This is a genomic window from Sporofaciens sp. JLR.KK001, assembly GCF_036941055.1.
Taxonomy (GTDB): Bacteria; Bacillota; Clostridia; order Lachnospirales; family Lachnospiraceae; genus Sporofaciens.
Genome location: NZ_JAYMNO010000001.1, coordinates 216,826 through 228,712, shown reverse-complemented (window position 1 = coordinate 228,712; position 11,887 = coordinate 216,826). Strand labels below are relative to the sequence as shown.

The window sequence follows — 11,887 nt, the reverse complement described above, 5'->3', positions numbered from 1 at the left end:
TAAGAGTCAAAAAAAGAGGCTACTGTTGCAGCCTCTTTCGAAATATTGCATATTATCCTCTATAATAATTGATCAGGCATCCTTTTAATATAATCTCACGCTCCGCATCCGTCATATCTCCTGTCTTAAGCGTGATCTCCTTCCAGGCTTCTCCGGCCCCCACTACATAGGCCTTGATCTCGGCCTGCTTCTCTTCGACCGCTTTCCTGATCTTTGGCACGAAGATATAATCTCCGTTCTTAAAGCTTAAGCTCTCATGATCTTCTTCCGTGGTAAATGGAAGCATGCCCCAGTTGATCAGATTGGAGCGGTATCTCTTGGTCGCATACTCATTGGCAATATTCGCCCAACCGCCAAGCACCTTCTGACATGATGCAGCCTGTTCCCTGGCAGAACCGTCTCCCGGCTTCACTGCGAAGATCGTGCTGCCGATCCCCAGATTCACACTTCCGATCTCCGGATATGTCTCATGGATCTTCACCATCACCGGCTTAAGCTCCTCAAGCACCTCCGCCGGACACTCACCTGCCTCAATCGCCTTCTCCGCCTTCTGTACCTCTTTGGCCCGGCCCACATACGCCGGATCCTTCCTTGACAGTGCGAACTCCGCCAGTCCCAGAGGATTGGAACGGTAAGAAGATGTCTCCCCGGACGGGATCAGCTCGTCTGTCGTCGTAACCGGGTCGTGGATCTCAGATACTACTTTCAGAAGCAGATTCTCCGGCAATGCCGCCATCTTCGGCCAATCCTTGATATTCGGGCCAAACTTGATCTCCACAGACGGATCCGCCTCCCCCTTGCTGTCGAATACACGGTTCGCGTAGATCTTCCGGTCGAAATGATACTTCCGCCCCTGATACTCCACATCCATAGCCGTCGCCGGAGTCAGGAAGCCCTTGTTCGCCGCCGTCGCCGCGATCGAACGCGCATCCATAAGAGCCACGGACGCGATCTGACCGCTCTGCAGCTTAGAGCCTTCACGGTTGGGGAAGTTCCTCGTTGAGTGACGGACGGAGAACGCATTGTTCGCCGGCGTATCTCCCGCACCGAAGCACGGTCCGCAGAACGCCGTCTTCACGATCGTCCCCGCCTGCATCAGATCCGCAACCGCGCCGTTCTTCACCAGTTCCATATAGATCGGCGTACTCGCCGGATACACACTGAAGGTGAATTCATCCGCACCGATATAGCGTCCGCGTATGATATCTGCCGCCGCGCAGATATTCTCGAATCCGCCGCCTGCACATCCCGCGATGATTCCCTGCTCCACGTACAACCTGCCGTCTACGATCTTGTCCTGCAGCGTATAGTCCACAGCCCCGTCAAGACTAACCTTAGCCTTCTCCTCCACATCATGAAGCACATCCTTAAGGTTCGCGTTGACCTCGTCGATCGTATATACATTAGACGGATGGAACGGCATCGCGATCATAGGCCTGATCTCACTTAAGTTCACGTATACCAGACCGTCATAATATGCCGCAGCTCCCGGATTCAGTTCCTTATATTCTGCTTCCCTTCCGTGAGTCTCATAGAACTCCCGGATCGTCTCGTCCGTCGTCCAGATGGAAGATAGGCAGGTGGTCTCCGTAGTCATAACGTCGACTCCGATACGGAAATCCGCACTTAAGCTCTTGACGCCGGGCCCTACGAATTCCATGACCTTATTATTCACATATCCGTTGCCGAATGTTGCGCCGATAATGGCAAGCGCCACGTCCTGCGGTCCCACGCCCTTAACAGGCTCTCCGTCAAGATAGATGGCTACCACTCCCGGCATCTTGATATCATAGGTCTTATTCAATAACTGCTTCACAAGCTCCGGTCCGCCTTCGCCCATCGCCATGGTTCCAAGAGCTCCATACCGTGTATGGCTGTCCGATCCCAGGATCATCTTACCGCCGCCTGCGAGCATCTCCCGCGCATACTGGTGAATGACCGCCTGATGCGGAGGTACATACACACCGCCGTATTTCTTCGCACAGGTAAGGCCAAACATGTGGTCATCCTCATTGATGGTTCCGCCCACCGCACACAGAGAATTGTGGCAGTTCGTCAGCACATACGGAATCGGGAACCGCTCAAGCCCTGATGCCCTTGCTGTCTGAATGATCCCGACAAACGTAATGTCATGGGAGGTCAGCTTGTCGAACTTGATCTGCAGCCGCTCCATATTCCCTGACGTATTGTGATCCGCCAATATCCGATATGCCATCGTCTCCTTCGCCGCTTCTGCCTGGGATACCTCTCTCCCGGTCTTCGTCCGGACCTCATTCACATCTTCCACGATCTCTGTTCCATTTAACAGATAAACACCTTTATCATATAATTTTACCATATCTTTGTCTTCTCCTGTTCTACTTATCCGCATTCCTGTATCCGTGTTACCTCAACAGCGCTCCTATCCGCCGATATACTTCATATGGTCGGCTACCATCATGGCGATCTTGAAGGTCAGCGCATCCTCGAACACTCTGACGTCAAGGCCTGTCCTCTTCTGTATCTTCTCAAGCCGGTACACCAGCGTATTGCGGTGCACGTACAACTGTCTCGCTGTCTCCGAGATATTCAGGTTATTGTCGAAAAATGTATAGACCGTGATCAATTCTTCTTCCTCGAACTGATCCGCTGTATTTCCTTCAAACACCTCATTCAGGAACATCGAACACAGAGATGCCGGCAGCTGATGGATCAGCCTGCCGATCCCAAGCTCATTGTAGGCAAGAATATTCTTATCCGCATAGAATACCCGCCCTACTTCCAGCGCCATATCTGCTTCCTTGTATGACTTGGACACATCCTTAAGCTCGCTTATGATCGTTCCGTAAGCAATCCGCACACTGACCATGGCTTCCATATTCAAGGTATCCACCAGTTCCCTGGCGATCTGGTCAAGCTGCAGATAATCATCCGTATTCTCCAGCGCCTTCACAAGGATCACGTGCCGCTCATCCACAGCCGTCACGAAATCCTTCGTGCCGGTAGCATACAACCCCTTCAAGGTCTCCAGGATCAGATTCTCCGCCTCATTCCTGGCTTCGATCAGGAACACCGTCCGCCTGAGCTCCACCGGGATCTTCATCTTCTTAGCCTGATTATACACATCGACCAACAGCATATTGTCCAGGATCAGATTTTGGATAAAACGATTCTTATCCATCTTCTCCTTGTACGCAAACAATAGATTCTCCAACTGGCTTACGCCAAGTCTCCCCGCCATCTCCATCTGCGGGCTGCCGCCCTTCAGCACAAGGCTGTAGCAAGGATCCTCGTCGTCATGCACAAGGAACATCCCTACATCCTTCTCTATCCGAAAAAGAAGTTCCTCCGCCGACACAGTCGGCGCCGCCCCGCAGAACTTTGCAACCGCCTGATCAAGGCTTGTCATACGCTCATTCGTCATGACTAAGCAGATTCCCTTCATATCCCATACGGCACATTCTAAACCGGTAATTCTCTTAATATCCTGTACTGCTTTATGTAGTATCTGATTTGATAACATTCGATTACCTCCCTGTTTTGTAACGTACATGTTTTATTCTACCACACAATACCGTATACGGACAAGAGTATACTCTAATTTTCACATATAAGAACGGCAGCCTTCTAGGCTGCCGTTCTTATCACTTATCAGATATTTCATTATCACCAAATTAATACAAAACAAACTAGTTCGTAATTGTGTTCTCTGTCTCTTTGTCGAATACGTGAATTCTGTCAGCATCCAGTGCGAACTTAACAGTATCGCCTGTTCTTGCAGCAGTTCTTGGATCAACTCTTGCTGTCATAGTAGATCCCTCGTAATCGAAGTGCAGGTATACTTCTGCACCAAGCATCTCGTATACACGGATTGTAGCTTCGATGATCGTATTAGGAGACTTAGCAAGGAAGTCTGGCTCATCATGTACATCCTCCGGACGGATACCAAGTACAACAGTCTTTCCGTTGTATCCGCCGTCGATCAGCTTCTTAGCCTTAGCTTCCGGAAGCTCGATAGATGCAGGTCCGGCAACGAGAGAAACCTTCTTGCCCTCTACCTTACACTTAGCATCTACGAAGTTCATCTGCGGCGATCCGATGAATCCTGCAACGAACAGGTTGCACGGACGATCGTACAATGTCTGAGGAGTATCTACCTGCTGAACGATACCAGCGCTCATAACTACGATTCTGGTACCAAGTGTCATAGCCTCTGTCTGGTCATGTGTTACATAGATGATAGTTGTACCCAATCTCTGATGAAGCTTGGAGATCTCAATACGCATCTGTCCACGCAGCTTAGCATCCAAGTTGGAAAGAGGCTCATCCATAAGGAATACCTTAGGATTACGAACGATCGCACGTCCCATAGCAACACGCTGTCTCTGACCACCGGAAAGAGCCTTCGGCTTACGGTCTAATAATGCTTCCAGGTCAAGGATCTTAGCAGCTTCGCGTACCATCTTGTCGATCTCATCCTTCGGTACTTTTCTCAGCTTAAGACCAAATGCCATGTTGTCATATACTGTCATATGCGGATACAGAGCGTAGTTCTGGAATACCATCGCAATATCTCTGTCCTTAGGCTCTACATCGTTAACCAGCTTGTCGCCGATCCATAACTCACCAGAAGAAATATCTTCCAGACCTGCTACCATACGAAGTGTTGTTGACTTACCACATCCTGAAGGTCCTACGAAGATGACGAATTCCTTATCTTCAATCTCAAGGTTGAAGTCCTTTACAGCTTCAAAACCATTTGGATATGTCTTATTAATGTGTTTTAATGATAAACTTGCCATTTTGGGTTTCCCTCCATAATTAAAAAAATTTGTATCTGTGATACCGTCTTGCTCTGTTAAAAAGTATATAAAAAAAGTCCAACTTCCGGTATACCCAAGTTGAACAATCTTTTTGTGAAATATTATACAAGTTGACTATAAATCTGTCTTTTGCTGACTCCCCGATCCTTCGCCACCTGTTTCATGGCTTCTTTCTTCTCCATTCCGCCCTTAAGATAGTGCTCCATATGCTCTTCCACGCTCATGCTCTCCCATCTGGCGATCTCCCCGGCGCGTATCTCCTCCCGGCTCTTTCCCTCGATCACAAGCACACATTCACCCCTGGGCGCGTTCACCTCATAATACGCAAGCGCCTCCTCAAGGCTTGCCGCATATACCGTCTCATGCTTCTTCGTCAGCTCCCGGCATACTCGGATCCTGCGGTTCCCAAGAGTCTCCAGCAATACCCCTAGCGTCCGGACAAGTCTGTGGGGCGCCTCGTACAGCACCATGGTCCGAGTCTCTTCCTTCATTTCTTCAAGAACCGCCTGCCTCTCCTTCTTATCCGCCGGCAGAAATGCCTCGAAGGCAAACCTTCTGGTCGGAAGCCCGGAGACGGTAAGCGCCGTGATACACGCCGCCGCACCCGGCACTGCCGTTACTCCAACGCCTGCTTCCCGGCACATCTGCACCAGCTCTTCGCCGGGATCAGAGATCCCCGGAGTCCCGGCATCCGTGATCAGCGCGATATCTTCCCCTTGAAGAAGACGCTCTACAAGCCTGCGTCCCTTCTCGATCTTGTTATACTCGTGATAACTGGTCATAGGCGTCCGGATCTCGAAATGATTCAGCAGCTTGATACTGTTGCGGGTGTCCTCCGCAGCAATCACATCCACTTCCTTCAGGATACGGATACACCGCAGCGTCATATCCTCGAGGTTGCCGATCGGCGTCGCGCACAAATATAATGTTCCTGATGTATTCCCATATTCTGACATATCTACCACCTTATCTGCACGGATAAGCCTGCCCGTTCCATCCGCTTCTGCCGCACGTCCTACCCACAGCCGTAGATCCGCCGCAGCTCATCCGTATAGCTTCCGTCCTTCTCATACACGATCAACGGCGGCTCCGCCTGCATCCTGGGATTGCCGCCCCGAAGCCCCTCGATCAGCACCATATTAGGCTCCCTGTCCACACGCGGATAGACCATGCGCATCCGCTTAGGCTCGATCCGGTATGCCGTCATCTTCGACAAGATCTCCGGCAGCCGGAAAGGCCGGTGCACCATATAGAACCTGCCCCTTGGCGGCAGGAGCCTTGCACTTTCCTTAAGAACATCCTCCAGCGTACACAGCGCCTCATGCCTTGCTATATACAGCGCCTCATTCTCATTCTTAAGCCCGTGCTCGCCGATCATATAGGGCGGGTTCACCGTGACCACCTGGAAAGAAGCCGGCCCGAAGATCCCCGATGCCTCTCTGATATCTCCTGTTATAATGTCGATCTTCTCCTCCAGACCGTTGTATCTGACACTTCTTCTGGCCATATCCGCGCTCTCTTCCTGTATCTCAAGCCCGGTATAATGAAGCCCTTCATTCTTCGCCTCCAGAAGAATCGGCAGGATCCCCGTTCCCGTCCCAAGATCCAGCGCTCTCTCATTCTTCCTCACATTTGCATAAGATGAGAGGAGAACCGCATCCATGCCAAAACAAAAACGCCCCGGACTCTGTATGATCTCGTATCCTTTGATCTGCAGATCGTCCAGGCGTTCTCCTTCTCTCACTAATTCCCGCTTATTCATCATCTAATTTGGAAGCCGCGTTCTTCTCTTCCAGCGCCTTAAGCTCCGCCATCTCTTCCCTGGACAGCCTCATATCCTTCTTCTTGCGCCTTGGCTTGAACTTAAGATCCCTGGCCTTATACTCACGGATCTCTTTCTCGTCGTTCTCCAGCGTCACAATCACCTTCACAAGCTGCCGCAGCACATTGACCGACTGCACGTCGCCCTTAAGCCCGTCCGGCGTCGTCACATGATCGCCGCCTGACGGCAATCTGCTGTTCAGCTCCTCATAAGTCTCCTCCTCATTGGTCAGGCAGCACATCAGCCTGCCGCACACACCCGAGATCTTGGACGGATTCAGAGATAGATTCTGCTCTTTCGCCATCTTAATAGATACGGGGGCAAATTCTGTCAGATACGTGTGGCAGCACAGAGGACGCCCGCAGATCCCGATCCCCCCGCGGATCTTCGTCTCGTCCCGCACGCCGATCTGACGAAGCTCGATCCTTGTACGGAAGACACTCGCCAGATCCTTGACCAGCTCACGGAAGTCGATCCTCCCGTCCGCCGTGAAGTAGAAGAGAACCTTATTATTGTCAAACGTGTACTCTGCGTCGATCAGCTTCATCTCCAACCCATGCTTACGAATCTTCTCCAGGCAGATATTGAAGGCTTCCTTCTCCTTCTCCCGGTTCTTCTCCTCCTTGCGGATATCATCCTGGGTCGCGATCCGGATCACAGACTTCAACGGCTGGGTGATCTTATCATCCTCCACTTCCTTAAGTCCCAGGACAACCGACCCGAACTCCACGCCTCTCGCCGTCTCAACGATGACCTTATCGCCGGTCTTGACATCATATTTCCCCGGTGAGAAGAAATAGATCTTCCCCGCCGGGCGGAACCTCACTCCAATCACTCTCGTCATACTATTAATTCTCCTTTATTGTCAGGAACAACAGCTCCATCGTCAGTTCAAAATTCACATTCGCCTTAAGCCTTGATTTGGCTCTCTCGAAACTGCTCAGAATCAGTTGGATCCCTTCATAAGAACTGTTCTTCGCCTGCTCTTTGATATAATTGATCTGATCCTTGAACACAACCGTCTCTATATCCCTCGTCGCTTTATATAATAAGACATCCCGATACCATACCATTATGATATCCAGATAATCACTGATCTCTACTTTATATACGGTGATCCGGTTCACCGTCTCAATAATCTCGCTTAATTCCATCTCATGGATATTCCGAAGCATCTGGACCGCTTCCTCGCGTATCTCATTAAAATGCTCCGAGTTCGCCAGCATAATCGCATGTCCCATATTCCCCTGGGCAAATGCCGTACACAGATCGGCTTTATAATCCGGCACCTTCAGGTTCTCCATCAGATACTTCTTGATCAGCACATCCTTGATATAGCGAAGCCGTAACATCACACACCTCGAATTGATAGTAGGAAGCAGGATCTCCGCATTCTCCACCAACAGCATGATCACTGCGTACTGCGGCGGTTCCTCGATCGTCTTAAGCAATGCATTCTGCGCCTGCGGCGTCATCATGTCTGCATGATCGATGATGTAGACCTTATACGGACTCTGGTACGGCTTGATCATGATCGTATTATTGACTTGCTCACGAATGTCATCCACACTGATCGAATTCGGCTTCTCATGCGTCACCCTGATAATATCCGGATGGTTGCCGCTCTCCGCCTGCCTGCAGGAATGGCAATTGTTGCAAGGATCCGGCCCTCCCTTTTCACACTGCAGACTTACAGCGAACAGATTCGCCAGCAGCTTCTTGCCGGCTCCGCGCTCTCCATTCAGAATATATGCATGCGATACCTGATCCTTCTCTACCGCACTCCTGATATAATTAATGATATCTTTGTGGCCTACCACATCCTTAAAGCTTCCCATTTTGTATTTCCCCTATAATCTCTTCTAAGCATCGTGTCCTGTCATAGTTCAAGTATCTCTTGCCAATTCCCGCTTTCGCAAGATTCTCTTCCGAATAATCAACCATATCCGCAAGATATCTTCTGCATAGCTCCGCGTATCCCGGAACTTTACGTCCCTTCTCCCGTTCGAGGGCGCGTGTAAGCCGCTCTCCGTCTTCTACCTCTATATAGATCGGTCTGACATTATCCTCTCCATAATATTCCCTCATCCGATGATAAGACTCAAGCGTACCGATCACCAGATAATCTGCTTCCCGAAGCTCCACCTGCCCGTCGTCAACGGTCGCATATCTCCAGATCCCGTGCATGGTGTCATAAGCCCTCTCCTCAATGATCCTGCCCTGTCTCCCGTAAGCATTCAATGTATCCTCCGATACAAAAAAATATTCCACTCCGTTCCGCTCTCCGTCCCGGGGCGGCCGGGTCGTATAGAGCGTCATAGCCCGAAGCTCCGGCAGCGCTCTCCTAAGTTCTCTTAACAGTGTATCCTTCCCGGAGGAGCTCTTACCCATCATATAGTATATCTTACCCATGCATCAAAACCTCAATACATCCTTCCCTCTTTATGCCTTCCACAGAAAATCCTATCTCATAATACCATTGTAACACATCCGCAGCCTCCTGTGATACCCTTTCTCCCGGTACGATCAATGGCTTCCCAGGCGGATACAGATACGCATACTCTGCCGCCACGCGTCCCACGCTGTCCTGCCATGGAAGAACTGCCGTCTGCCAACTCTTCTTCATTTCTTCTATATCAAAACTATTATATACCACATCTGGCCTGGGAAGGCAAGGAATATCGTATATTAATCCTGAATTTTGTCTGATAGTTTCACCGTCCGCAGCGCCGCACTTTCCACTGTACGGCATCTGGTCCGATAATGCGGCCGTCCCCGTCATACTGTCGATCTCTTCTAACGCCGTCATAAGCCGTTCCATCCCTTCGTCAGTATCCCCGACAGAAGTCATGGCAAGGACATAGGTCCCCGCCGCCATCTCCAACTGGAGATGGTATCTTTCCAACAGTATCCTGTACAGTTCTCTGCCCGTTAGTCCTGTATCCCCCGAGGAGACCACAAGCTTCGAACAGTCATAACACGCAGTCTCTTCGAGTCTCAGCCGGCGCAGCCCCGCAAGTCTCGTCCGCAGCTTCTCAAGCCGCTCTGTATACGAATCAAATAATTCCTCTCTCTGGTTCTCAAGGAGATCCACACAGGAATCAATACTTGCCATCAACACATAAGACGGGCTGCTGCTCTGCAGCATATGCAGATATCTCCTGACCTTCTCCCGCCTGACAAGCCCTCCGTTCATGTGCAGGAGCGCCGTCTGCGTCAGGGAGGGAAGCGTCTTATGCAGACTGTGGATCACAATATCCGCGCCTGCCTGATTGCTATTCTCCGGGAAATAAGGGTGAAAACCAAAATGCGCTCCATGGGCTTCATCAACAATGAGTGGAATACCTTTTTCATGGACCGCTTCCGATATTGCTTCTACATCAGATACAACGCCGTCATACGTCGGCGACACGATAATGACCGCACGGATTCCGGGAACCCTTTCAAGAGCCCTTCTCACATCCTTTGCAGAAACTTCTGTATTAAACTGAACCGACGGATTCACTCCCGGCGACAGATACACCGGATTCAACCCGTTCATCTCGATAGCGTGATACACGGACTTGTGGCAATTTCTTGCCACAAGCACGGTATCGCCTCTATTCGTCACACCGATAACAGCACTTAAGATCCCTACACTGCTTCCGTTGATGAGAAAATGTGTCTCATCCGCATGATAAACCCTCGCCGCACGGGCCTGGGCTTCCTCAAGAATTCCATCCGCATGATGAAGGTCGTCAAAACCGTCGATCTCTGTAATATCGATCTCATACGGCGCCGCCGCCCCCATCATGTTCATCTGCCGCTTGTGCCCCGGCATATGGAATCCATAGTAATCCGAACTGCTGTACTCTATCAATCTGTCATATAGCGTGCACATTATAATCTCTTCAACAACTCTTCTCTTTCCTTCTCGAATCCAGGCTTGCCAAGAAGTGCGAACATATTCTTCTTATAGCTCTCAACCCCCGGCTGATTAAACGGATTCACACCAAGGATATATCCGCTTACGCCGCAGGCAAACTCGAAGAAATAGAACAACTGGCCAAGGCTGAACTCGTCCTGCTTAGGGATATTGACAACCAGATTCGGAACATTGCCGTCCGTATGTGCAAGCATCGTTCCGTTCATAGCACTCTTATTGACGAAATCGACATTCTTGCCCGCCAGGTAATTCAGGCCGTCCAGATCAACCGGCTCTTCTCCGATCACGATCTCTTCCGTGGATTCTTCTACGTTCAGAACCGTCTCATACATAATACGGCTTCCGTCCTGGATAAACTGTCCCATAGAATGAAGATCCGTGGTAAGGTCAACGGACGCCGGGAAGATTCCCTTCTGGTCCTTCCCCTCGCTCTCTCCGTAGAGCTGCTTCCACCACTCAGATACATAGTGAAGGCTTGGCTCATAGTTGGCAAGGATCTCAACGGCTTTGCCCTTCCGGAGAAGAATATTGCGGATCGCCGCATACATCACCGGATCGTTCTCCTCATAAGAATCATTCAGCGCATGCTCTCTTGCATCTGCCGCGCCTTCCATCAGCTTGTCTATATCAGCACCGCTTACTGCGATCGGAAGAAGCCCTACCGCTGTCAATACGGAGAAACGGCCGCCTACGTCATCCGGAACTACGAAGCTCTCATAACCTTCCTCTGTCGCCAGATTCTTAAGCGCTCCTCTTGCCTTATCGGTCGTCGCATAGATCCTCTTCGCAGCTTCCTCCTTGCCGTACTTCTTCTCAAGCATACTCTTGAAGATACGGAACGCGATGGCCGGCTCGGTCGTCGTCCCCGACTTGGAGATAATATTCACCGAGAAATCCCTCTCCCCGATCACATCTGTCAGATGCTTCAGATAGGTACTGCTGATACTGTTGCCTACGAAATAGATCTCCGGAGTCTTGCGGATCTCCTTCGATACCATATTGTAGAAATTATGGCGCAGGAACTCGATCGCCGCCCTTGCACCCAGGTACGAGCCTCCAATACCGATCACAAGAAGAACCTCTGAATCTCCCTGGATCTTCTTCGCTGCATCCTTGATCCGCGCGAATTCTTCCTTGTCATAATCTACCGGAAGATCGATCCAGCCAAGGAAATCATTCCCAGCGCCTTCTCTTCCCAGAAGTTCGGCCTTCGCATTCTCTGCGATCTTCTTCATAGATGCGATCTCATGATCTGAGATAAATGTCTTTGCTTTTGAATAATCAAACGTTACTTTGCTCATATTAGGGCTCCTTCCTTCTATTAAAAGTATAATAGAT

The 11,887-nt window shown here is 50.4% G+C and carries 10 protein-coding genes; all 10 read right to left on the bottom strand.

Going from position 1 to position 11,887, the window contains the following annotated elements; genetic code table 11:
- Positions 1-52: 52 nt before the first annotated feature.
- A complete protein-coding gene (locus VSQ62_RS01310) occupies positions 53-2,338 on the bottom strand; it encodes a hydratase (protein WP_334632756.1) in 2,286 nt (761 codons plus the stop codon).
- Positions 2,339-2,401: 63 nt separating this feature from the next.
- Entirely contained in the window at positions 2,402-3,502 is a 1,101-nt protein-coding gene (locus VSQ62_RS01305) for a PucR family transcriptional regulator (protein WP_334632755.1), read from the bottom strand.
- 166 nt (positions 3,503-3,668) lie between these two features.
- A complete protein-coding gene (locus tag VSQ62_RS01300) occupies positions 3,669-4,781 on the bottom strand; it encodes an ABC transporter ATP-binding protein (protein ID WP_334632754.1) in 1,113 nt (370 codons plus the stop codon).
- 122 nt (positions 4,782-4,903) lie between these two features.
- Complete coding sequence (gene rsmI, locus VSQ62_RS01295; protein ID WP_334632753.1) at positions 4,904-5,758, bottom strand: 16S rRNA (cytidine(1402)-2'-O)-methyltransferase; 855 nt, start codon at positions 5,756-5,758, stop codon at positions 4,904-4,906.
- Positions 5,759-5,817: 59 nt separating this feature from the next.
- Positions 5,818-6,564, bottom strand: a complete 747-nt coding sequence (locus VSQ62_RS01290) for a tRNA1(Val) (adenine(37)-N6)-methyltransferase (RefSeq protein ID WP_502957799.1) — start codon at positions 6,562-6,564, stop codon at positions 5,818-5,820.
- Positions 6,557-7,468 (bottom strand): PSP1 domain-containing protein, encoded by a 912-nt coding sequence (locus VSQ62_RS01285; RefSeq protein ID WP_334632750.1) that lies wholly within the window; start codon positions 7,466-7,468, stop codon positions 6,557-6,559. The genes VSQ62_RS01290 and VSQ62_RS01285 overlap by 8 nt, the downstream gene beginning before the upstream one ends.
- A gap of 4 nt (positions 7,469-7,472) precedes the next feature.
- A complete protein-coding gene (gene holB / locus VSQ62_RS01280; RefSeq protein ID WP_334632749.1) occupies positions 7,473-8,462 on the bottom strand; it encodes a DNA polymerase III subunit delta' in 990 nt (329 codons plus the stop codon).
- On the bottom strand, positions 8,449-9,036 hold the full coding sequence (locus tag VSQ62_RS01275; RefSeq protein WP_334632748.1) for a nucleoside/nucleotide kinase family protein: 588 nt from the start codon (positions 9,034-9,036) through the stop codon (positions 8,449-8,451). Before VSQ62_RS01275 ends, holB begins: the two co-directional genes overlap by 14 nt.
- Positions 9,029-10,504 carry an aminotransferase class I/II-fold pyridoxal phosphate-dependent enzyme gene (locus VSQ62_RS01270; protein WP_334632747.1) on the bottom strand — a complete coding sequence of 492 codons (1,476 nt, stop codon included), beginning with the start codon at positions 10,502-10,504 and terminating at the stop codon, positions 9,029-9,031. The genes VSQ62_RS01275 and VSQ62_RS01270 overlap by 8 nt, the downstream gene beginning before the upstream one ends.
- Positions 10,504-11,850, bottom strand: a complete 1,347-nt coding sequence (locus VSQ62_RS01265) for a glucose-6-phosphate isomerase (protein WP_334632746.1) — start codon at positions 11,848-11,850, stop codon at positions 10,504-10,506. Before VSQ62_RS01265 ends, VSQ62_RS01270 begins: the two co-directional genes overlap by 1 nt.
- Positions 11,851-11,887: the final 37 nt, after the last annotated feature.